Genomic DNA, 21,576 nt, shown 5'->3' on the forward strand with positions numbered 1-21,576 from the left:
AAGCGCCGATCTTCGAACTGGCCGACTACGGCGTGGTCGGCGACCTGTTCAAGATCGTCCCGCAGGCCGCCGAGGAGATCCGCAAGCGCAAGTGAGTGTCGCGTGAAAAAAGGCCGCCGCCCGGTGATCCGGGCGGCGGCCTTTTCTCGCAGGGAGCTGATCGGCGGGCCGGGGAGCTGAGCCGGCCCGCCGATCAGCCCGTCAGGGTGCCCCTCAGCAGGCTGTCGCCGGAGTGACGGGCGTTGTTGTCGTACTGCTCCGCGCTGATGTCGACGACGGTGTAGGTGCGCAGGTCGATGTTGCGGGGGATCGGCAGGAGCGCGTCCCCCGAACCGTTGCTCAGCGTACCCACGGAGAGCATCTCCATCGTCTTCGGATCGATCAGCCAGACCTCGTAGTACCCCGGAACGCTCGGGAGATTCGTCACGTGCAGATGCAACCTGTTGTCGCCGAGCACCCGGGCGTCGCCGGCGGCGTCCTTGGGCGTCGCCCCGAACGCCGCGAGCGGCGCGCTGGCCACCACCTGCGGCTGGGGATCGGCCTGCTCGCCGCCGCCGCCGAGCACCGCGGCGGTGCCGGCGACGCCGATCACCGCGGCGGCGGTGGCGGTGACCGCGGTGGTCGCCCACCCGGGCCAGCGTCGGTTCCGGCGCGAACGACGTGCCGCGGCGGGTACGGCGGGTACGGCGCTCGGCTCCACCGGGTCGGCCGGGCGCGGCAGGCGCCGCTCGGTCAGCGCCGGCAGCTCCTCGGCGGCCCGGATCTCGGCGACGATGCCCTGCCAGATGTGCTCCGGCGGGTCTGGCAGGTCGGCCAGGCCCTGGGTGCCCGCGCCGAGCCCGGCGACGTGCTGGAGCGTCTCCATCTCGCCCCGGCAGTGGTCGCAGGCGTCCAGATGGGTGGTCTCACCGTCAGCCGCCTCGCTCTCACCGAGCGCCAGAAAGACCAGCCGGTCGTGGTCCAGGTGCTGCACCGTCCACCTCCCATCTGCGTTTCAGGCTCTGCATGCCGCGTCTGATGTGACTCTTTACCGTGCCGAGCGGCACTCCTGTCACGGCCGCGATCTGCTGGTGTGTCAGGTCGTCGTAGAAGGCCAGTTCGAGCATCCGCCGCTGGTCGTCGGGGAGCCGGGCCAGTTCGTCGGCGACCACCAGCCGGTCGACCACGGTGTCCGGGTCGGGGCCGGTGGAGACCGGCTCGGGCAGTTGCCTCACCGTCTCGACCACCCGGGTCTCCCGGGCCGCGGCCCGGATCCGGTCGACCACCTTGCGCCGCCCGATCCCGAGCAGCCAGCCGACCAGTGAGCCTTTCGCCGGGTCGAACGTCTCCCGGCCCAGCCATGCGGCGACGAACGTCGCCTGGGTCACGTCCTCTGCGTCGCTGCGGTTCACGAGCGTCGTGGTGGCCAGGTGCAGCACCGCTCGGCCGAACCTGTCGTACGCCTCTCGCAGGGCGGCCTCGTCGCCGTCGCGGAACCGGACGGCGAGGTCGTCCTCGCCCGGCGGTTCGGGGCCCTGCTTCGCCGCCGTCACCGGGCGGCTCGCCTTCCGTGGGGCATGCCCGACTGTAACTCTCACAGCCCTCGCCCCACCCTCCCGGTGTGTCGTCACGACCCTCGTCACCTCTCCTTCGTCGCCGGAGGGTCCGGCGGATGCGCCCGGAGACGGGAAAAAGAAATCGGATCCGGGTGCATCCGGGGATGACGGAGCCGGCGTAACCCGTTCTGCAAGCCAGGCCTGACGAATCAGCATCAACCACCAGGAGGCAGACAATGCAGTACGCGATGTTCCGTCGGGTCGCCGCGGGCGGCGCGGTGGCCGCCCTCACCTTCGCCGGCGTCGGCGCCGCCACCATGAGCCCGGCCTACGCCGCCTCGTCGAAGGTCTCCGTGGTCCACGGCATCCCGGACACCCCGGTCGACGTGTACGTCAACGGCGAGAAGACGCTCAACAACTTCAAGCCCGGCGACGTCGCCGGTCCGCTCACCCTGCCCGAGGGGGAGTACGACATCGCCCTGACCAAGCCGGGTGAGGCGATCGACAAGGCGATCCTGAAGGTGGACGACGCCGAGGTGCCGGGCGGGGCCAACATCAGCCTCGCCGCCCACCTGAGCGCCGACGGCAAGCCGCAGATCACCCCGTTCGTCAACGACGTGTCCAAGGTGGGCGCCGGCAAGGCCCGGCTGGTCGTCCGGCACACCGCCGCCGCCCCGGCCGTCGACGTGCGGGCCGGCGGCAAGCCGGTCTTTGAGAACCTGACCAACCCGAAGGAGGCCAAGGCCGACGTGGCCGCCGGCTCGGTCGAGGCGGACGTGGTGCTCGCCGGCACCGACACCGTCGCCATCGGCCCGGCCGACCTGAACCTGAAGGAGGGCACCGCCACCATCGTCTACGCCATCGGCTCGGCCGAGGCCAAGAACCTGAGCGTGGTCGCGCAGACCATCAACGGCCTGCACTCGGCGCCGGGCGGCGTGCCCAGCGGCACCGGCGGCCAGGCCGACACCGGCGTGGACACCTGGTGGTACGTGCTGGCCGGGGCCGGCGTGCTGCTCCTGGTCGGCGGCTCGGCGCGGGTGGCGGCAACCGCCCGGGCCGGTCGCCGGTGACGGTGCGCAACCGCGGGGCGCTGGCGGCGATGGCCGCCGGCGCCGCCGCGCTCATCCTGGCGGGTGTGGTGGCGTGCGGATCCGACAGCGCCGAGGACGTCGGCGGCGACCAGGTGGCCGCCCTGGCGAGCGCGACGCCGACGCCCACACCGGCCGCTTCGGCGAGCGGCGGCGGCTCGGTCCCGGTGAACCCGGGCACGCTGCCCGCCGGCGGCGAGATCGTGCCGCCGGTGAAGCTGAGCATCCCGCCGATCCGGGTCACCGCCACCGTCAAACCGGTGGGCGTGAACGAACGCACCGACGAGTTCGAGGTGCCACCCAGCGTGGACCGGGTCGGCTGGTACCGGTACGGCCCGGGCCTGGAGGCCGGCGCCGGCTCGGTGGTGATCGCCGGGCACGTGGACAGCGCCGAGCAGGGCAAGGGGGCGTTCTTCCGGCTGCGTGAGCTGGACGAGGGGGACACGCTCACCGCCACCGGCTCGGACGGCCGCGAGCGCGCATACCGGGTGGTCGCCCGCGAGGAGTACCGGAAGTCGAAGATCCCGCTGGAGCGGTACTTCGCCCGCGACGGCAAGCCCCGCCTCACGCTCATCACCTGCGGCGGGCCGTTCGACGCGAAGACCCGCAGCTACCGGGACAACATCGTGGTCACGGCTGTTCCCGCATGATCATGGAGGTTCCCGCGTGAGCGGGCCGGACCGCCCCGGGTGGGACGGGGCGGTCCGGCCCCCGGCCGCGCGCCCGCGGGCCGTTAGGCTGAACCGTGATGGCATACCTTGATCACGCGGCGACGACCCCGATGCTGGACGAGGCACTCGAGGCGTACGCCGCCGTCGCCCGCGACGTCGGCAACGCGTCGTCGCTGCATGCGGCAGGTCGCCGGGCCCGGCGGCGGGTGGAGGAGTCCCGCGAGCGGGTGGCGGCCGTGCTGGGTGCCCGCCCCTCCGAGGTGATCTTCACCGGCGGCGGTACGGAGAGCGACAACCTCGCCGTGAAGGGCATCTTCTGGGCTCGTCGCGCCGACCGGGCCGACCGGGTCCGGGTGGTCTCCAGCGCGGTCGAGCACCACGCCGTACTGGACGCGGTGGACTGGTTGGTCGACCACGAGGGCGCGCAGGCCGGGCGGCTTCCGGTCGACGCGGCCGGCCGGCTCGATCCGGAACGGCTGCGCGCCGAACTGGCCGAGCACGGCGATCGCGTCGCGGTGGTCACCGCCATGTGGGCGAACAACGAGGTGGGCACCGTCCAGCCGGTGGCCGAGCTGGCCGCCGTCGCCGCCGAGCACGGTGTGCCGTTCCACACCGACGCCATCCAGGCGGTCGGGCAGGTGCCTGTCGAATTCGCCGCAGCCGGCGTGTCGGCGCTCACCGTGACCGGGCACAAGCTCGGCGGGCCGACCGGCGTGGGCGCGCTGCTGCTGGCCCGCGACGTGGCGGCCACGCCGCTGCTGCACGGCGGCGGCCAGGAGCGCGACGTGCGCTCCGGGACGCTCGACACGGCCGGCATCGTCGCGTTCGCGGTCGCCGTCGAGGCCGCGGTGAAGGGCCAGCAGGAGTACGCCGCACGCGTCGCCGCGCTCCGCGACGAGCTGGTCGAGCGGGTGCGCCAGGCGGTCCCCGAGGTGATCTTCAACGGTGACCCGGCCGACCGGCTCCCCGGAAACGCGCACTTCTCCTTCCCCGGCTGCGAGGGGGACGCGCTGCTGCTGCTCCTGGACGCCCAGGGCATCGCCTGCTCGACCGGCTCGGCCTGCTCGGCCGGCGTGGCCCAGCCCTCGCACGTGCTGCTGGCGATGGGCGCCGACGACGACCGGGCCCGGTCCTCGCTGCGCTTCACGCTCGGGCACACGAGCACCGGCGCGGACGTGGACGCGCTGATCGCCGCGCTGCCCGGCGCGGTGGAGCGGGCCCGCCGCGCGGCCGCTCTCCGTACGCCCCGCTGACCCGGATACGCTCGGTGCGGACGAGGGGAGTGGGCCGGTGAGGGTTCTGGCGGCGATGTCGGGCGGGGTGGACTCCGCCGTCGCGGCGGCACGGGCGGTGGAGGCCGGGCACGACGTGACAGGCGTGCACCTCGCGCTGGCCCGCAACCCGCAGACGTACCGCACCGGCGCCCGGGGCTGCTGCACGCTGGAGGACTCCCGGGACGCCCGCCGGGCCGCCGACGTGCTCGGCATCCCGTTCTACGTCTGGGACATGGCCGACCGGTTCCACGAGGACGTGGTGGACGACTTCGTGGCCGAGTACGCCGCCGGGCGTACTCCGAATCCCTGCCTTCGCTGCAACGAGAAGATCAAGTTTGCCGCGGTGCTGGACCGGGCCGTGGCCCTGGGTTTCGATGCGGTGGTGACCGGCCACCACGCCCGGCTCGGCCCGGACGGCCTGCTGCGGCGCAGCGTCGACGCGGCCAAGGACCAGTCGTACGTGCTGGCGGTGCTGACCCGCGCGCAGCTCGACCGGTCGATCTTCCCACTCGGTGACTCGACGAAGGCCGAGGTGCGCGCGGAGGCCGCCCGGCGCGGCCTCACCGTGGCCGACAAGCCCGACTCGCACGACATCTGCTTCATCGCCGACGGCGACACCCGCGGCTTCCTCGCCGGGCGCCTCGGCGAGGCCCCGGGGCAGGTGGTGGACGCGCTCACCGGCGCGGTGGTGGGCAGCCACAGCGGCGCCTACCAGTACACCGTCGGGCAGCGGCGTGGGCTGCACCTGGACCGCCCGGCGCCGGACGGCCGGCCCCGTTACGTCCTGTCCATCACCCCGACCACGAACACGGTGACGGTCGGCCCGGCCGAGGCGCTGGAGGTCTCCGACGTGCGCGCCACCCGCCCGGTGTGGACCGGCGGGCCGCGCCCGGACGGGCCGGTCGAGTGCGAGGTGCAGCTGCGGGCACACGGTGACGTGGTGCCGGCCGCCGTCGAGGTGGACGCCGACGGCCTGCGCGCGTCGTTGCGCCGCCCGCTCCGGGGTGTCGCCGCCGGCCAGGCGATAGTGGCCTACCGGCCGGATCCGGCCGGCGACGTGGTCCTCGGCTCCGCCACCATCACCGCCGCCTGACCACGGACCGGCAGCGGATAGGCTGCGGCAGTGACTGAGCAGGCATGGCCCTGGCCCACCGGTGCGGCGACGGGGATCGGTTCGCTGCCCGGCACCGACATCGCCGAGGCGCAGCGGATCGTGCTCGGCGAGCTGCCCGCCCTCCCGCACCTGCCCGAGCTGCCCGCCCGGGGACCGGGCGCGGACCTCGTCGGCCGGACCGGCGGCCTGCTCGTCGAACTGCCGATCGAGCTGTACGCCGCCCGCTGGCGGATCGCCCCGCGCCCGGGCCGGGATCTGCGCCGCGCCCGTGACCTGATGGAACGCGACCTCGACCAGCTCGCCGAGCAGGCCGAGGAGTACGCCGGCCCGGTGAAGGTCCAGGCCGCCGGCCCGTTCACCCTGGCCGCCGCGCTGGAGCTGCCGATCGGTGGCCGGATGCTGCGCGACCCGGGCGCGGTACGCGACCTTGCCGGCTCGCTCGGCGAAGGGCTGCGCGGGCACGTCGAGGCGGTGACCCGGCGGCTGCCCCGCGCCTCGGTGCTGCTCCAACTCGACGAGCCATCGCTGCCGGAGGTGCTGGCCGGCCGGGTGCGCACCGAGAGCGGCCTCGGCACCCACCGTCCGGTGGAGACGGAGGTGGCGCGGGCGCTGCTGCGCGACGTGATCGAGGCGGCCGGCGTACCGGCGCTCGTGCACTGCTGCGCGCCGGACGTGCCGCTGGAGCTGATCCGCTCCGCCGGCGCGGCAGGCGTCGCGCTGGACCTGTCGCTGGTCAAGGACCTCGACCCGCTGGGCGAGGCGATCGACGCGGGCCTCGGGCTGCTGGCCGGCGCCGCGCCGACGCTGCCGCCGGCCTCCGGCCGGGCGCCCACGTCGGCCGAGGTCGCCGACCGGGTCCTGCGGGTCTGGGACCGGCTCGGCTTCCCCCGCCGCCGGCTGGCCGAGCAGGTGGTGGTCACCCCCGCGTGCGGCCTGGCCGGCGCCACCCCGGAGTACGCCCGCGCGGTGCTCACCGCCTGCCGCGACGCCGGCCGGCGGCTCGCCGAGGACTGACGTTTTCCGTCGTACCCGCCGGGCACCATGACCGGCATGATTGGACGACTGCGTTCCACAGTGATCGACTGCCCCGATCCGCACGCGCTCGCCGCCTTCTACTCCGAGCTGCTCGGCCTGCCCCTGGTGGAGGAGAACTCCGACGGCGACGAGTGGGTGGTGCTCGGTGGTCCGCCCGGGCACCAGCCGCGGGTGGCCTTCCAGCGGGCGCCGGGCCTGCGCGCCCCCGACTGGCCCGACCCGGCCCGGCCGCAGCAGTTCCACCTCGATGTGACAGTCGACGACATCGAGGCGGCCGAGAAGGCGGTGCTGGCGCTGGGCGCCCGGCGGTTGCCGGGCGAGGGGGAGGGCTTCCGGGTCTACGCCGACCCGGCCGGCCACCCGTTCTGCCTCTGCTGGGACTGATCTTCCGCAACTTGCGCGGCGGAGGCATGATCGCCAGCGTGACCGCCTCCACCGCCACCGGCCGTGCCGCCGGTTCGCTGTTCGGCCTGGCCTACGGCGACGCCCTGGGCAAGCCGACCGAGTTCCTCACCGTCACCGAGATCGTCCGGCGCTACGGTCCGGCCGGTCCGCGCGAGCTGACCGGCGATCCGGCCCTGGTCACCGACGACACCCAGATGGCGCTGGCCGTGGCGTGGGCGCTGCACGACGCGCCCGCGTACACGGTCGGGGCGGTGGAGCCGCTGCTGCGGCAGCGCTTCGTCGACTGGTCGGTCAGCCCGGAGAACAACCGCGCACCCGGCATGACCTGCCTGCGGGCCTGCGCCGAGCTGGCCCGGGGCACCCGCTGGCAGGAGGCCACCGTGGCGGGCTCGAAGGGCTGCGGCGCGAACATGCGGGTCACCCCGGTCGGGCTGCTCGACGTCGACCTGGACACCATGGCCGGGCTGGCCCAGCTCCAGGCCGGCCTCACCCACGGCCACCCGACCGGGCTGGCGGCCAGCGAGCTGACCGCGTACGCGGTCCGGCTGCTGCGCGACGGCGCGACGCTGCCGGAGCTGCCGGGCCTGCTCACCGAGCGGGCCCGGGAGCAGCGCACCGTCTACCGGGACGACTGGCTCGGTGACCTGTGGCAGCGCCCCGGCCAGAGCAGCGCGGCCGAGTTCGTCGCCCGGGGCTGGGACGACTGCCTGCACGTGCTAAGCCGGCTGGAGGCGGCGCTGGCCCGCCCGGACGACGGCGGCGACCTGTGCCGGCTCACCGGCGAGGGCTGGATCGCCGAGGAGGCGCTGGCCACCGCGCTGCTCTGCGCGCTACGCCACGCCGACGACCCGGTCGGCGCGCTGGCCCGGGGCGCCACCACCGCCGGTGACTCGGACTCCATCGCCGCGCTGGCCGGCGCGCTTGTCGGTGCCGCGTACGGCATGGCCGCCTGGCCCGCCGGATGGGCCGGCCGGATCGAGTACGCGGGCCAGCTCACCGCGCTCGCCGCCGCGTTCGACGGGGAGGCGAGCGGCGCCGCATCCCGCGACGAGGGGTGACGCCGCCCGCGCTCAGCCGGTCGGGTGGCTCAGCCGCCGGACACCACGCCACAGGGCCGGGTCACAGGTGCCGGCCCGGTCGGCGAACGCGCTCAGCGGCACCGGGATCGGCTCGCTGACGTCCAGGTAGCTGTCGTGGTCGGCGTCCGGATCCCAGTCCCGGGTCGGGATCGGCAGGTGGTCGTCCCGGTCCGACTTGTCCTGGCTGGTGATCTTCAGCACCTCGGCGTCCTGGCCGTCGACCCGCAGCACCAGACAGGGGCGCACCTTCGAACCGGTTCCGTCGGCGTAGGGCACGTCGGCCCACCAGATCTCCCCGGGCCGGGGCTCGTCCCGGCCGGTCCGCCCGGCACCCCGCGGCCTCGGCGGTGCTGCGGTGCGGCCACCCCGTGGCCCGCCGCCGGCCCGGCTGCCGCGGCCACTGCCCGGGCGCCGCCCGTCGGTGCGGTCGCGCGTGCCGGCGGCGCGTTCGGCCGACCGGCGGCGCCACTCGTTCCACAGCCAGCCGGCCGCGACGCAGGCCGCGATCACCAGCGCCCAGATCACCCCGTCGCGCATCCGCCGCCCGCCTCCCGACCGTTGTCGCCCAGTGCCGCCGACGCGATCGTCGCACGGCCGGGGCCGACCCGCCCGGGTGGCGCGACGGGTGCCGGTCCGCCCTGCTCGGCGCGGGTGGCCGGACGACTGTCACCCCCGACCGCTACGGTTCTCGGGTAGCACCGACACGGGAGGTCGACAGCGGTGTCCGAAGGTGACGGCGTGTCCGAAGAAGCGGTTCCCACGGCGGCCGACGCGGCCCAGGAGGCGGCGGCCGGGGCCGAGCCGACCCCGGCTGCGCGGGAGCGGCACGCCACGCTGAGCCAGGAGCTGACCGAGCACCAATACCGCTACTACGTGCTGGACGCGCCTACCGTCACCGACGCGGAGTTCGACAGGCAGCTGCGGGAGCTGGAGGCGCTGGAGGCGGAATACCCGGCGCTGCGCACCCCCGACTCGCCCACCCAGCGGGTCGGCGGCACCTTCTCCACCGACTTCACTCCGGTCGCCCACGCCGAGCGGATGCTCTCGCTCGACAACGCCTTCGCCGACGAGGAGCTGACCGCCTGGGCCGAGCGGGTCGAGCGCGACGCGGGCGGCCCGGTGCCCTATCTGTGCGAGCTGAAGGTCGACGGGCTCGCCATCAACCTGACCTACGAGAAGGGCCGGCTGGTGCGCGCCGCCACCCGGGGTGACGGCCGCACCGGCGAGGACGTCACCGCCAACGTGCGCAGCATCAAGGGCGTGCCGGCCCGGCTGACCCCGGCCGGTGACTTCCCCGACGTGCCGGAGCTCCTGGAGGTGCGCGGCGAGATCTACTTCCCGGTGGCCGCGTTCGCCGACCTGAACGCGAGCCTGGTCGAGCAGGGCAAGGCGCCGTTCGCCAACCCGCGTAACGCCGCCGCCGGCAGCCTGCGGCAGAAGGACCCACGGGTGACCGCCTCCCGCCCGCTGCGCCTGGTGGTGCACGGCATCGGCGCCCGCACCGGCTACCGGCCGGCCGCGCAGTCCGAGTCGTACGCCGCGCTCAAGGCGTGGGGGCTGCCCACCAGTGACAGGTGGAAGGTGGTGGACGACCTGGCCGGAGTGGCGGAATACATCGCCTACTACGGCAGGCACCGGCACGAGGTCGAGCACGAGATCGACGGCGTGGTGGTGAAGGTCGACCCGGTCTCCATTCAGGGCCGCCTCGGTTCGACCAGCCGGGCGCCCCGCTGGGCGATCGCCTTCAAATACCCGCCCGAGGAGGTCAACACCAAGCTGCTCGACATCGACGTCAACGTCGGGCGCACCGGCCGGGTCACCCCGTTCGCCGTCCTCGAACCGGTCCGGGTGGCCGGTTCCACAGTCGCGCTGGCGACCCTGCACAACGCCCGTGAGGTCGAGCGCAAGGGCGTGCTCATCGGCGACACGGTGGTGCTGCGCAAGGCCGGCGACGTGATCCCCGAGGTGCTCGGCCCGGTGGTCGAGCTGCGTCCGGCCGACGCCCGCCCGTTCGTCATGCCGACCACCTGCCCGGCCTGCGGGACACCGCTCGCGCCGGCCAAGGAGAGCGACGTCGACATCCGCTGCCCCAACGGGCGGGCCTGTCCGGGGCAGATCCGCGAGCGGGTCTTCTACCTGGCCAGCCGCAAGGTGCTCGACATCGAGGTGCTCGGCGAGAAGGGCGCGGCGGCGCTGCTGGACGCCGAGATCATCACCAACGAGGGCGACCTGTTCCAGCTCGACGCCGAGCAGTTGAGCCGGTCGCCGTTCTTCGTCAACAAGGACGGCAGCCTCGGCAGCAACGCCACCAAGCTGCTCGACAACCTCGCCGAGGCCAAGGAACGCGACCTGTGGCGGGTGCTGGTGGCGCTCTCCATCCGGCACGTCGGCCCGACCGCCGCGCAGGCGCTCGCCCGGCACTTCCGCTCCATCGCCGCGATCGAGACCGCGGGCGAGGAGGAACTGTCCTCCGTGGACGGCGTCGGCCCGACGATCGCGGCCAGCCTGAAGGAGTGGTTCGCCGTCGACTGGCACCGCGAAGTGGTGCGCAAGTGGGCCGAGGCGGGCGTACGGATGGCCGAGGAGGCCGCCGACGAGGGGCCGCGACCACTCGACGGCGTCACGGTGGTGGTCACCGGCACGTTGAGTGGGTTCAGCCGCGACCAGGCGGCCGAGGCGATCCAGGCCCAGGGCGGCAAGGTGACCGGTTCGGTCTCCAAGAAGACCGGTTTCGTGGTGGTCGGCGACAACCCCGGCTCCAAGGCCGACAAGGCCGCCACCCTGAAACTGCCGGTCCTCGACGAGGACGGCTTCCGCGTCCTGCTGGACGCCGGCCCCGACGCCGCCCGCGAGGTCGCCCGGGTGGAGGGCTGACGGGCTGGTCACGGCGACCGTGCGGCGCATACCAAGTTAATTACGACTAGAACCGATTCGTGGCTGTCGTGTCGGGGAAACCGCCTCGGAGGGCGTTTCATTGGCGTACGACGCGTGACGGCGCGCGCCAAGACGTTCCCCCGGGAGGTGCGATGGAGACCGGCGACCCGCGTAACTCCGTCCCGACCGGGCGGAGCGGGCCGTTCTTCGGTTTCGTCGGCGCGATCGGCGCGGTCGCGCTGCTGGTCTCGGCCGGGCCGCTCGTCACGCTCGCCGATCGGCTGACGGAGCTGCCGGCGGCCTTCTGGACAATGGCGGCGCTCGCCGTCGCCTGCGACGCCCGCCCGTTCGTCCCGCCCGGCCGGCGGCAGACCTCGGCGGTGTTCCCGTCGACCTGCTTCACCTTCGCGATCCTGCTCGGCTGGGGCCTCGGTCCGGCCGTCGCGGTGCAGGCCGTGGCGGTCGCGGTCAGCGGCTGGCGACTCGGGTACGCCCCCTGGCGCACCGGCTTCAACGCCGCCCAGTACGCGTGCGCGCTCGCCGCCGCGTACGCCGTCACCTGGTTCGGTCCGGGCGAGCTGTTCGACGACGGCCGGCTGCGCTGGACCGACGTGGCGGCGGTGGGCGGCGCGACGGTGGCCTGGTTCGTGGTCAACTACGGGCTGGTCAGCTCCGCGGTCCGGCTGCGCTTCGGGGACCGGTGGTGGCCGAGCTTCCGCAGCGGCCTGGCCTACGAGCTGCTGGCCACCGGTTCGCTGCTGCTGCTCGCCCCGGTCCTGGTTGCCGCCGCCCGGGCCAGCGCGGCGCTGATCCCGCTGGTGCTGGTGCCGCTGTTCGCGGTCTACCGGATGGCCCGGCTCTCCGACGAACGGGAACAGCTCGCCGACGTGGACCCGCTCACCGGGCTGCCCAACCGCAAGGCGCTGCTGACCGAGGTGGCCGAGCAGGTGCACCTGCACGGCGAGCGGGCCGCTCGGGGCGCGCCGGACGCGCACCTGGCGCTGCTGCTGCTCGACCTCGACCGGTTCAAGCACGTGAACGACGCGCTCGGGCACGCGGTGGGGGACCGCCTCCTGGTCGAGGTGAGCGCCCGGCTGATGGGCGCGATCGGCGGCGGCGACATGGTGGCGCGGCTCGGCGGCGACGAGTTCGCCATCGTGGTGCCCCGGCTCACCGACATCGACCAGGCGCGCGAGCGGGCCGACCGGGTGGTCGCCGCGCTCGCCGAGCCGGTGCCGCTGGACGGGCTGCCGCTGGACGTGGGCGGCGCCATCGGCATCGCGCTCTACCCCGACCACGGCGAGGACTTCGCCACCCTGATGCGCCACGCCGACGTGGCCATGTACGACGCGAAGCACCGCAACGACACGGTGGCGGTCTATGCGCCGGAGTCCGACCACAACTCGGCCGAGCGGCTGAGCCTGCTGGCCGACCTGCGCCGGGTGCTGGAGTCCGGCCCGTCCGCGTCGGACGGGGAGACGGTGGGCGTACGCGGGGGTGACGGCGCGGCGCTGGAGCCGGCGATGTCGGGTGTGCGCCCGGCGCGGGCCGAGCGGCCGTCGCGCAACCAGCGCCCGGCGCGCGACGGAGGCCAGGGCGGCGGGCGGGCGGGCGGGGGACGGTCCGGCGACGGGTCGAGCCGGTGGCTGCGGCGCCGCCGGGACCGTGCGCAGGAGCGGCCCGACGACGACCTGATCGAGCGCATCCTCACCGGCGCCGATCCGATCCGCCGCCGGGCCGCTCCCGGTGGCGCCGCCGGGGCGGTGGTCACGCCGTTCGTGGCCGGTGGCGGGGAAGCCGCGCCGGACCGTGCCGATGGGACCGCCGCGCCGGACCGTGCCGACGGGACCGCCGCCGCGCACGACGCGCAGGTAGCCGTCAGCGCCGGTGCGCCGGGCGTCATCGGGCCGACCGCAGACGGGAGCGCCGCCGTCTGGCCGGAGGAGCAGGCCGGGCACCCGGGCGAGATCACCATGTACTACCAGCCACAGATCGCCATCGCCACCGGCGAGGTGGTGGGCGTCGAGGCGCTGCTGCGCTGGCGGCACCCGCGCCGGGGCATGGTCGACCCGGGCGAGCTGATCCAGGTCGCCGAGCAGAGCGCGGTGATGCGGCTGCTGACCCGCCGCGTGGTGGACGACGTGGTGGAGCAGCTCGCCAAGTGGTCGGCGGCCGGGCTCACGCTGCGTGCCGCGCTCAACGTCAGCGTCCGCGACCTGCACACCGGCGAGATCGCCGACCAGATCGCCGATCGGCTGACCCGGTACGGCGTGCCGCCGCAGCGGCTCCAGGTGGAGATCACCGAGGGCGCGCTGATGGCCGACCCGCGGCGGGTGCTCGCCAGCATCACGCAGTTGCACCGGATCGGCGTCGGCATCGCGCTGGACGACTTCGGCACCGGCTACTCGTCGCTGCAGCACCTGCGCCGGCTCCCGCTGTCCGAGGTGAAGGTGGACCGCTCGTTCGTCCTCGGAATGGCCGAGGACCCGGACGACGCGGCGATCGTCCGCTCGATGATCGAGCTGGCCGGGGCGCTCGGGCTGCGGGTGGTGGCCGAGGGCGTGGAGGACGAGCGCACCTGGCGGCTGCTGCACGCCGCCGGGTGCGACGTGGCGCAGGGCTGGTTCCACGCCCGGCCGATGCCGGCCGGGGACCTGGTCGCCTGGCTGTCCCGCTACCGCCCGGTGCGCCCGGCCGAGGCGGGCGGCCGTGGAGCTCCGGCGTCGGAGGGGGAGTCGAAGGCGTCGTCGTGACGGCGGGACAATAGACTCGCTCCGGTCACCGCGCGTCATCGAGCACGCCCGCACGCGCGGCCGGCCCACCGCAGACGTCTCAGGACAGCCACGAAGGGGGCACTGATGGCCGCCATCTCCCGCGAGGAGGTCGCGCACCTCGCGCGACTGTCGCGGCTCGCCGTCACGGAGGAGGAACTGGACACCTTCGCCGGCCAGCTGGACGTGATCCTCAAGTCGGTCGCGCAGGTCGGCGAGGTAGCCGCGGCGGACATCCCGCCGACGTCCCACTCCCTGCCGCTGACGAACGTGCTCCGCGAGGACGTGGTGCGGCCGGGCCTGACCCCGCAGGAGGCGCTGGCGGGCGCCCCCGACGCCGAGGAGCAGCGGTTCCGCGTCCCGCGGATCCTGGACGAGGATGTGGCATCGTGACCGACTTTACGAAGCTGAGCGCCGTCGAGATCGCCGGGCTGGTGGCGAGCGGCGAGACCTCTGCCGTCGAGGTCACCCAGGCGCACCTGGACCGGATCGGCGCCGTCGACGACCGGGTGCACGCGTTCCTGCACGTCGACACCGAGGGGGCGCTGGCCGCCGCGCGGTCCGTGGACGAGCGTCGCGCCGCCGGTGAGGAACTGGGCCCGCTCGCCGGTGTGCCGGTCGCGGTCAAGGACGTGCTCACCACCAAGGGCGTGCCGACCACAGTCGGGTCGAAGATCCTGGAGGGCTGGCGCCCGCCGTACGACTCGACGATCGTCGAGCGGCTGCGCGCCGCCGGTACGGTGATGCTCGGCAAGACGAACATGGACGAGTTCGCCATGGGCTCCTCCACCGAATACTCCGCGTACGGGCCGACCCGTAACCCGTGGGACCTGGAGCGCATTCCGGGTGGCTCCGGCGGTGGCAGCGCGGCGGCGCTGGCCGCGTACGAGGCGCCGCTGTCGATCGGCTCGGACACCGGCGGCTCGATCCGCCAGCCCGGCGCGGTCACCGGCACCGTGGGCGCGAAGCCCACCTACGGCGGCACCTCCCGCTACGGACTGGTCGCGTTCTCCTCGTCGCTGGACACGCCCGGCCCGTGCGCGCGTACGGTGCTCGACGCCGCGTTGCTGCACCAGGTGATCGGCGGTCACGACCCGCGCGACTCCACCTCGATCCCGGCCCCGGTGCCGGACGTGGTGGCCGCCGCGCGGCTCGGCGCCACCGGCGACCTGGCCGGCGTCAAGCTCGGCGTGGTCACCGAGTTCACCGGTGAGGGCGCGGAGCCGGGCGTGATGGCGGCGTTCCGTGACGCGGCCGAGGCGCTGGCGAAGCTGGGCGCGGAGATCGTCGAGATCTCCTGCCCGCACTTCAAGTACGCGCTGCCGGCGTACTACCTGATCGCGCCGAGCGAGTGCTCCTCCAACCTGGCCCGGTTCGACGGCGTCCGGTTCGGCCTGCGGGTCGGCGACGACGGCAACCGGTCGCTGGAGGAGGTCATGTCGCTGACCCGCGAGGCCGGTTTCGGCCCCGAGGTCAAGCGCCGCATCATGATCGGCACGTACGCGCTCTCCTCGGGCTACTACGACGCCTACTACGGGCAGGCGCAGAAGGTCCGCACCCTGATCACGCGGGACTTCACCAGCGCGTTCGAGCAGGTCGACGCGCTGATCTCGCCGACCACGCCGTTCGTGGCGTTCCCGATCGGGTCGCGCACCGCCGACCCGTACCAGATGTACCTGGCCGACCTGTTCACCATCCCGACGAACCTCTACGGCGGCCCGGCCATCTCGGTGCCGTGCGGCCTGTCCGACGGGCTCCCGGTCGGTTTCCAGATCATGGCGCCGACCATGGCCGACGACCGGATGTACCGGGTCGCCGCCGCGCTGGAGAACGCCGTCGGCACGCTCACCCCGCCGGCGCTCTGAAGCAGGGGTACGGAGACGGGCCGCCCGCCTGTCTCCGTACCGGGAAACGTCCCGCGCCCGGTGCGGTCACCACGACCGCGCCGGGCGCGGCTGTCGTCGCGGCGACACCGTGATCACCGAACAGCGGATTGTCACCTGTCACTGGCGCTGGTCGAATAAGCTCCGAGGCTGCTGGATCGACTGGACTGTGGTCCGCTGGCGGATGCGAGCGGCTCCGATCGAGACTGGATGTGCGATGGGGACACTTCGCCCGGTCATGGCCCTGACGATGGCCGTCGCGCTGCTGCTGGGCGCCGCCCAGCCGGCCGCCGCGCAACCGGCCACCGCCGCCACCGAGACCGTCACCATCGCCTCGGGCAAGCCCCGGTCGGTCATGTACATCGGGCAGACGTACGCGATCCACACCGTCGAGGCCACAGGTGGCACCGGGCCGTACGGGTTGTCGGTGACCTCGGGCAGCCTGCCGCCGGGGATGCTGGTGGTGGGTACGTCGCTCGGGGGCGCGCCGACCACGCCGGGCTCGTACACGTTCACGCTGCGGATGACGGACCAGAACGGCCTCTTCGACGAGCAGACGGCGACGATCGAGGTACGCCAGCCGAAGGTCGTCATCACGTCGGGCAAGCCCCGGTCGCCCATGTACCTCGGCCGGGTGTACGCGATCCACACGGTCGAGGCGACAGGTGGCACCGGGCCGTACGGGTTGTCGGTGACCTCGGGCAGCCTGCCGCCGGGGATGCTGGTGGTGGGTACGTCGCTCGGGGGCGCGCCGACCGCAGCCGGCACGTACACCTTCACGCTGCGGATGACCGACAAGAACGACCTCTTCGACGAGCAGGACGCCACGATCGTCGTCGCCGTGGCCGCGACCGCCTTCACCTCCGGCGAACCGCCCGCCGCCACCGTCGGCAAGCCGTACTCCTTCCGGTTCACCGCCGACGGCGACTCGGACATCGTCTTCTCCCTGGCCGCCGGGGCCCTGCCGGACGGTCTCACCCTCGACGAGAAGGGCAAGCTCAGCGGCACGCCGGGCAGCGCCGGCACGTTCACCTTCACCGTCGCGGCGAAGGGGCACAGCACCAGCGCCACGAAGCAGGTGTCGCTGACCGTCGTCGCCCGGACCCCGGGCACTCCCACGGCGACCCCGGCCGACCCGACGGCCACGGCCACCCCGGCCGACCCGACTGTTACGCCGACGCCGGACGATCCGGCCGCCACGCCGTCGGAGAGCAACACCACGGCGCCCCAGCCGGCGCCCTCGCCGTCGAAGGTGAGCGGCGCCTGGCTGCCGATCACCGGGCCGGGTTCACCGCTCGTCCTGCTGCTGCTGAGCGTCGTGACCTTCTCCGTCGGCGGCATCCTGCTCGTGCTGGCGTACAACCGCCGGCGGACCTTCACCACACCCGAGTGACACCCGGCCTGGGCCCGCTCCTCGTGGCGGGCCCTGCGCGGTGATCTCGAAGCCCGGCAGCGGGCCGGCCGGGCCAGCCGATTAGTCTGGAACGGTTCTGTCCGGATCGCGCCTGGAGCTCAGATGACGACGACACTGCCCGCGTACGACGAGGTCGTCGCGCGCTTCGAACCGGTGATCGGCCTGGAGACCCACGTCGAGCTGGGCACGAACACCAAGATGTGGTGCGGCTGCCCGACCGACTTCGGCGGCGAGCCGAACACCCGGGTCTGCCCGGTCTGCCTCGGCCTGCCCGGCTCGCTGCCGGTGGCGAACAAGGCCGCCATCGAGGCGACCATCCGGATCGGGCTGGCGCTGAACTGCTCCATCGCCGAATGGTGCCGGTTCGCCCGGAAGAACTACTTCTACCCGGACATGCCGAAGAACTTCCAGATCAGCCAGTACGACGAGCCGCTGTGCTTCGACGGCTACCTGGACGTCGAGGTGAACGGCGAGCTGGTGCGTATCGGCATCGAGCGGGTGCACCTGGAGGAGGACACCGGCAAGACGCTGCACGTCGGTGGCGCCACCGGTCGCATCCACGGTGCCACCGAGTCGCTCGTCGACTACAACCGGGCCGGCATCCCGCTGGTGGAGATCGTCACCAAGCCGATCCCCGGCACCGGCGCGCTCGCGCCCGAGGTCGCCCGCGCGTACGTCGCCGAGCTGCGCGACGTGGTCCGCTCGCTCGGCGTCTCCGACGTGCGGATGGAGGAGGGCTCGCTGCGCTGCGACGTCAACACGTCGCTGAACCGTCCGGGTGAGGAGTGGGGCACCCGCACCGAGACGAAGAACGTCAACTCGCTGCGCTCGGTCGAGCGGGCGGTGCGCTCGGAGATGCTGCGCCAGGCGTCGGTGCTGGAGGCCGGCGGCCGGATCACGCAGGAGACCCGGCACTTCCACGAGGACACCGGCGACACCACGTCCGGCCGGTCCAAGGAGACCGCCACCGACTACCGCTACTTCCCGGAGCCGGACCTGGTGCCGCTCGCCCCGGACACCGCGTGGGTGGCCGAGCTGAAGGCCGCCCTGCCGGAGCTGCCGCGCCTGCGCCGCAAGCGGATCCAGCAGGACTGGGGCCTGTCCGACCTCGACATGCAGTCGGTGGTGAACGCGGGCGCGGTCGAGCTGATCGAGGCGACGGTGGCCGCCGGCGCGACCCCGGCCGCGGCCCGTAAGTGGTGGCTGGGCGAGCTGTCCCGCCGCGCCAACGAGACCGGCGTGGACCTGGCTGACGTGGGCGCCACCCCGGCCCAGGTCGCCGAGCTTCAGGGCCTGGTCGACGCCGGCAAGCTCAACGACAAACTGGCCCGTGCCGTGCTGGAGGGCGTGGTTGCCGGCGAGGGCTCGCCGACCGAGATCATGACCAACCGCAACCTGGAGGTCGTCTCGGACACCGGCGCGCTCACCGCCGCCGTGGACGAGGCGATCGCCGCCAACCCGGACGTCGCCGACAAGATCCGCAGCGGCAAGGTCGCGGCGGCGGGTGCGCTCGTCGGCGCGGTCATGAAGACCACCCGCGGCCAGGCGGACGCGAAGACGGTCCGCGAGCTGATCCTGGCGCGTCTCGGCGCCTGACCCGGTCGTGTGGGCCCTTTCCCGGCAGGGGAGGGGCCCTTCGTCCGCTCCTCACCCCGCAGAGGGCGTCAACGGCGACGCCCGGATGGAGTCACCGTGAACCAGCACGACCTCGACGTCCTCGACGAGATCCAGCGCCGGGTGCTCTGGCTCGCCACCCGCATCGTCGACGCGGCCAACCACGACCGCGACACCGGTGACGGGGTGAAGGTCGGCGGCCACCAGGCGTCGAGCGCCTCGTTGGTGACCGCGATGACCGCGCTCTGGTTCCAGCACCTGGACGCCGAGGACCGGGTCGCGGTGAAGCCGCACGCCTCGCCGGTGTTCCACGCCATCCAGTACCTGCTCGGCAACCTCGACCGGTCGTACCTGCCGAAGCTGCGGGCACGCGGCGGGCTCCAGTCGTACCCGTCGCGGACCAAGGACCCGGACGAGGTGGACTTCTCCACCGGCTCGGTCGGCCTGGGCGCCGCCGCGCCGCTGTTCGCCGCCGTCACCCGCCGCTACGTCGACGCGCACTTCGGTCCGCGTCCGCACTCCCGGTTCGTCGCCCTCATCGGCGACGCCGAACTGGACGAGGGCAACATCTGGGAGGCGGTCGCCGACCCGGCCACCACCGGGCTCGGCAACGTGATGTGGCTGGTCGACTTCAACCGCCAGTCGCTGGACCGGGTGGTCCCCGGCATCCGGATCAACCAGTGGCGCGGCCAGTTCGAGGCGGCCGGCTGGCACGTCGTGGAGGTCAAGTACGGCCGGAAGCTCGCCGAGGCGTACGCCCGGCCGGGCGGCGCGGCGCTGCGCGACTGGATCGACCGGATGCCCAACGAGCAGTACCAGTCGCTGTTCGGCCTGGCTGGCCCCGCGCTGCGCAAGCAGTTCCTGGACGGCGCCCCGGCCGAGGTGGCCGCGTTCGTCGCCGACATCGGCGACGACGAGCTGGGCCCGCTCGTCACCGACCTGGGCGGGCACGACGCGCAGGCCATGCTCGACGCGTACGCCCAGTGCGACGCGGTCGCCGACCGGCCCAGCGTCGTGTTCGCGTACACGGTCAAGGGCTGGGGCCTGCCCATCGCCGGCAACCCGCGCAACCACTCGGCGCTGCTCACCACCGAGCAGATCGACGCGCTGCGTGCCGCGCACGGCCTGACGCCGGAGACCGAGTGGGACCGCCTCGACCCGGCGTCCCCGGCCGGCATCCGGGCCGGCGAGCGCCGGGAGGCGCTGTCCCGCCCGCCGCGCGAGCGTGCGCTGGGCGTCACCGTTCCGGAGACCACGAGGGTACGCGCGAACAAGCCGGTCTCCACCCAGGAGGCCTTCGGACGGGTGCTGGTCGACCTGGCCCGCGATCCGCAGGTGGCGCCCTACCTGGTGACCACCGCGCCGGACGTGGCCACCTCGACCAACCTGGCCGGGTTCATCAACAAGACGGGCGTCTTCGCGCCGACCGAGCAGCGTTCCTGGACCGAGGACCGGATGCTGCGCTGGACCGAGAGCCCCGCCGGGCAGCACATCGAGCTGGGCATCTCGGAGATGAACCTCTTCCTGCTGCTGGGCCAGCTCGGACTGTCGTGGGACCTGTCCGGCCAGCCGCTGCTACCGGTGGGCACCGTCTACGACCCGTTCGTGCTGCGCGGTCTGGACGCGTTCCTCTACGGTACGTACTCCGGTTCCCGGTTCGTGGTGGCCGGCACCCCGTCCGGCATCACGCTGGCCCCGGAGGGCGGGGCGCACCAGTCCACCATCACCGCCTCGGTCGGCCTGGAGCTGCCGGGGGTGACGTTCCTGGAGCCCGCGTACGCCGGCAGCCTCGACTGGCTGCTCTGTGACGCGCTCGGGCAGATCGCCGGTGGCGCCGCTCCGGCCGCGACCGCCGCGCCGGCCGAGGACGGGGCGTACTACTTCCGGCTCAGCACCCGGCCGATCGACCAGGCGCCGTTCGAGGCGGCGCGGGCGCGGCTCGGGGACGCGGTGCTGCGGCGGCAGGTGGTGGCCGGCGCGTACCGGCTCGTCGACGCGCACCAGGCGTACCCCGATCTGGCGGACGCCCCGGTCGTGCAGCTCGCCGCCTCCGGCGCGGTGCTGCCGGAGGTCCTGGCCGCCGCCGCGGAGCTGGCGGAGGAGGGCGTGGCCGCCCACGTCGTCGACGTGACCAGCCTGGACCGGCTCTACCGGGCGTGGCAGCGGACGCTGCGCCAGGGTGTGCGGACCGCTACCGTGCCGAGCGTCCCGGGCGCGCTGCGGTCGGCGTTCGCCGACCGGGTGCCGGTGGTCACCGTGCACGACGCGGCCTCGCACGCGATGGCCTGGCTGGGCTCGGCGGTCGGCGCACCGGCGGTGCCGCTCGGCGTGGACGAGTTCGGCCAGTCCGGCAGCGTCCGGGAGCTGTACGAGCTGCACGACCTGCTGCCCGGCAGCATCGTCAACGCCGCGCTGGCCGCGATCGCGCTGCGCTGAGCCGCGCGTCCGTTGCGCTGACCGCACCCCGCCACGGGGGGCCGGCCGGACATCCCGGGCGGCCCCGGGCCCTCGCGGTGGAGGTCCGGCCTTCGAGCGTGCCTCACCCGCTCGGCTGATCCGCCTCATGCCCTCCCGCTCTCCTGGCTCGACTCCGGCACGGCGGGCCGCATCCTGCTGATCCGGGTGGTGCGGTAGGCGGTCGTTCTTACGGAAAGTTACGGCTGGCTTGGTTGCGGGGAGTAACCGCCTCTGGCCATCCAAGGGATCACCCCTCGGCCCCTTTGCTCTGCAGCCATATCCGCAGCACAGCTCCGAGCTGGGGCCGAGTGGGTGTGCCGCTGCTCTGCACCCACCCAGGCGGTTACTCTCGGTGCCTGCTG

The 21,576-nt window shown here is 73.8% G+C and carries 17 protein-coding genes; 14 read left to right on the forward strand and 3 right to left on the reverse strand.

The window, feature by feature from the left end:
• Nucleotides 1–193: 193 nt before the first annotated feature.
• Nucleotides 194–973 carry an anti-sigma factor gene (locus tag ACFYO8_RS28590; RefSeq protein ID WP_354865980.1) on the reverse strand — a complete coding sequence of 260 codons (780 nt, stop codon included), beginning with the start codon at nucleotides 971–973 and terminating at the stop codon, nucleotides 194–196.
• Nucleotides 927–1,532 carry a sigma-70 family RNA polymerase sigma factor gene (locus ACFYO8_RS28595; protein WP_354865978.1) on the reverse strand — a complete coding sequence of 202 codons (606 nt, stop codon included), beginning with the start codon at nucleotides 1,530–1,532 and terminating at the stop codon, nucleotides 927–929. Before ACFYO8_RS28595 ends, ACFYO8_RS28590 begins: the two co-directional genes overlap by 47 nt.
• A 239-nt stretch (nucleotides 1,533–1,771) precedes the next feature.
• Here ACFYO8_RS28595 and ACFYO8_RS28600 point away from each other — a divergent pair, with 239 nt between their 5' ends.
• The 7 genes from ACFYO8_RS28600 to ACFYO8_RS28630 all read left to right on the forward strand — a co-directional run bounded on the left by ACFYO8_RS28600 (nucleotide 1,772) and on the right by ACFYO8_RS28630 (nucleotide 8,180).
• Complete coding sequence (locus ACFYO8_RS28600; protein ID WP_354865976.1) at nucleotides 1,772–2,605, forward strand: DUF4397 domain-containing protein; 834 nt, start codon at nucleotides 1,772–1,774, stop codon at nucleotides 2,603–2,605.
• Nucleotides 2,602–3,273, forward strand: coding sequence for a class F sortase (locus tag ACFYO8_RS28605; protein WP_354865974.1), 672 nt, complete (start codon nucleotides 2,602–2,604; stop codon nucleotides 3,271–3,273). Before ACFYO8_RS28600 ends, ACFYO8_RS28605 begins: the two co-directional genes overlap by 4 nt.
• Nucleotides 3,274–3,371: 98 nt before the next feature.
• The gene (locus ACFYO8_RS28610; protein WP_354865972.1) at nucleotides 3,372–4,547 is read left to right on the forward strand and encodes a cysteine desulfurase family protein; all 1,176 of its coding nucleotides are present in this window, start codon (nucleotides 3,372–3,374) and stop codon (nucleotides 4,545–4,547) included.
• A gap of 37 nt (nucleotides 4,548–4,584) precedes the next feature.
• Nucleotides 4,585–5,661, forward strand: a complete 1,077-nt coding sequence (gene mnmA, locus ACFYO8_RS28615) for a tRNA 2-thiouridine(34) synthase MnmA (protein WP_354865970.1) — start codon at nucleotides 4,585–4,587, stop codon at nucleotides 5,659–5,661.
• A gap of 30 nt (nucleotides 5,662–5,691) precedes the next feature.
• Nucleotides 5,692–6,696: a methionine synthase gene (locus ACFYO8_RS28620; RefSeq protein ID WP_354865968.1), complete on the forward strand. Its 1,005-nt coding sequence runs from the start codon at nucleotides 5,692–5,694 to the stop codon at nucleotides 6,694–6,696.
• 36 nt (nucleotides 6,697–6,732) lie between these two features.
• The gene (locus tag ACFYO8_RS28625; RefSeq protein WP_216932406.1) at nucleotides 6,733–7,101 is read left to right on the forward strand and encodes a VOC family protein; all 369 of its coding nucleotides are present in this window, start codon (nucleotides 6,733–6,735) and stop codon (nucleotides 7,099–7,101) included.
• 26 nt (nucleotides 7,102–7,127) lie between these two features.
• Nucleotides 7,128–8,180, forward strand: coding sequence for an ADP-ribosylglycohydrolase family protein (locus tag ACFYO8_RS28630; protein ID WP_354865966.1), 1,053 nt, complete (start codon nucleotides 7,128–7,130; stop codon nucleotides 8,178–8,180).
• 12 nt (nucleotides 8,181–8,192) lie between these two features.
• Here the strand turns inward: ACFYO8_RS28630 and ACFYO8_RS28635 are convergent, their stop codons facing one another.
• Nucleotides 8,193–8,738, reverse strand: a complete 546-nt coding sequence (locus ACFYO8_RS28635) for a type II toxin-antitoxin system PemK/MazF family toxin (protein WP_355015000.1) — start codon at nucleotides 8,736–8,738, stop codon at nucleotides 8,193–8,195.
• 201 nt (nucleotides 8,739–8,939) lie between these two features.
• On the opposite strand from ACFYO8_RS28635, the gene ligA reads away from it, so the two are divergent.
• From ligA to ACFYO8_RS28670, 7 genes are all read left to right on the forward strand, one after another.
• A complete protein-coding gene (gene ligA, locus ACFYO8_RS28640) occupies nucleotides 8,940–11,075 on the forward strand; it encodes an NAD-dependent DNA ligase LigA (RefSeq protein ID WP_354865962.1) in 2,136 nt (711 codons plus the stop codon).
• A gap of 152 nt (nucleotides 11,076–11,227) precedes the next feature.
• On the forward strand, nucleotides 11,228–13,828 hold the full coding sequence (locus ACFYO8_RS28645; protein WP_354865960.1) for a bifunctional diguanylate cyclase/phosphodiesterase: 2,601 nt from the start codon (nucleotides 11,228–11,230) through the stop codon (nucleotides 13,826–13,828).
• A gap of 105 nt (nucleotides 13,829–13,933) precedes the next feature.
• Nucleotides 13,934–14,239 carry an Asp-tRNA(Asn)/Glu-tRNA(Gln) amidotransferase subunit GatC gene (gene gatC / locus ACFYO8_RS28650; RefSeq protein ID WP_355015001.1) on the forward strand — a complete coding sequence of 102 codons (306 nt, stop codon included), beginning with the start codon at nucleotides 13,934–13,936 and terminating at the stop codon, nucleotides 14,237–14,239.
• Nucleotides 14,236–15,711, forward strand: coding sequence for an Asp-tRNA(Asn)/Glu-tRNA(Gln) amidotransferase subunit GatA (gene gatA, locus ACFYO8_RS28655; protein ID WP_355015002.1), 1,476 nt, complete (start codon nucleotides 14,236–14,238; stop codon nucleotides 15,709–15,711). Before gatC ends, gatA begins: the two co-directional genes overlap by 4 nt.
• A gap of 256 nt (nucleotides 15,712–15,967) precedes the next feature.
• On the forward strand, nucleotides 15,968–17,122 hold the full coding sequence (locus tag ACFYO8_RS28660; RefSeq protein WP_387187373.1) for a putative Ig domain-containing protein: 1,155 nt from the start codon (nucleotides 15,968–15,970) through the stop codon (nucleotides 17,120–17,122).
• Between the two features lie 123 nt (nucleotides 17,123–17,245).
• Nucleotides 17,246–18,739 carry an Asp-tRNA(Asn)/Glu-tRNA(Gln) amidotransferase subunit GatB gene (gene gatB, locus ACFYO8_RS28665; RefSeq protein ID WP_355015004.1) on the forward strand — a complete coding sequence of 498 codons (1,494 nt, stop codon included), beginning with the start codon at nucleotides 17,246–17,248 and terminating at the stop codon, nucleotides 18,737–18,739.
• A 96-nt stretch (nucleotides 18,740–18,835) separates the two neighbouring features.
• A complete protein-coding gene (locus tag ACFYO8_RS28670) occupies nucleotides 18,836–21,193 on the forward strand; it encodes a pyruvate dehydrogenase (RefSeq protein ID WP_354865950.1) in 2,358 nt (785 codons plus the stop codon).
• Nucleotides 21,194–21,576 lie beyond the last annotated feature (383 nt).

Origin of the sequence: Micromonospora sp. NPDC005257 (assembly GCF_042872445.1) — a bacterium.
Classification (GTDB): Bacteria; Actinomycetota; Actinomycetes; order Mycobacteriales; family Micromonosporaceae; genus Micromonospora.

Coding starts and splice junctions, on each gene's coding strand:
- ACFYO8_RS28600 (WP_354865976.1), top strand. CDS start 1,772: ATGCAGTACGCGATGTTCCGTCGGGTCGCCGCGGGCGGCGCGGTGGCC.
- ACFYO8_RS28610 (WP_354865972.1), top strand. CDS start 3,372: ATGGCATACCTTGATCACGCGGCGACGACCCCGATGCTGGACGAGGCA.
- ACFYO8_RS28625 (WP_216932406.1), top strand. CDS start 6,733: ATGATTGGACGACTGCGTTCCACAGTGATCGACTGCCCCGATCCGCAC.
- ACFYO8_RS28630 (WP_354865966.1), top strand. CDS start 7,128: ATGATCGCCAGCGTGACCGCCTCCACCGCCACCGGCCGTGCCGCCGGT.
- ACFYO8_RS28635 (WP_355015000.1), bottom strand. CDS start 8,738: ATGCGCGACGGGGTGATCTGGGCGCTGGTGATCGCGGCCTGCGTCGCG.
- ACFYO8_RS28645 (WP_354865960.1), top strand. CDS start 11,228: ATGGAGACCGGCGACCCGCGTAACTCCGTCCCGACCGGGCGGAGCGGG.
- gatC (WP_355015001.1), top strand. CDS start 13,934: ATGGCCGCCATCTCCCGCGAGGAGGTCGCGCACCTCGCGCGACTGTCG.
- ACFYO8_RS28660 (WP_387187373.1), top strand. CDS start 15,968: ATGGCCCTGACGATGGCCGTCGCGCTGCTGCTGGGCGCCGCCCAGCCG.
- gatB (WP_355015004.1), top strand. CDS start 17,246: ATGACGACGACACTGCCCGCGTACGACGAGGTCGTCGCGCGCTTCGAA.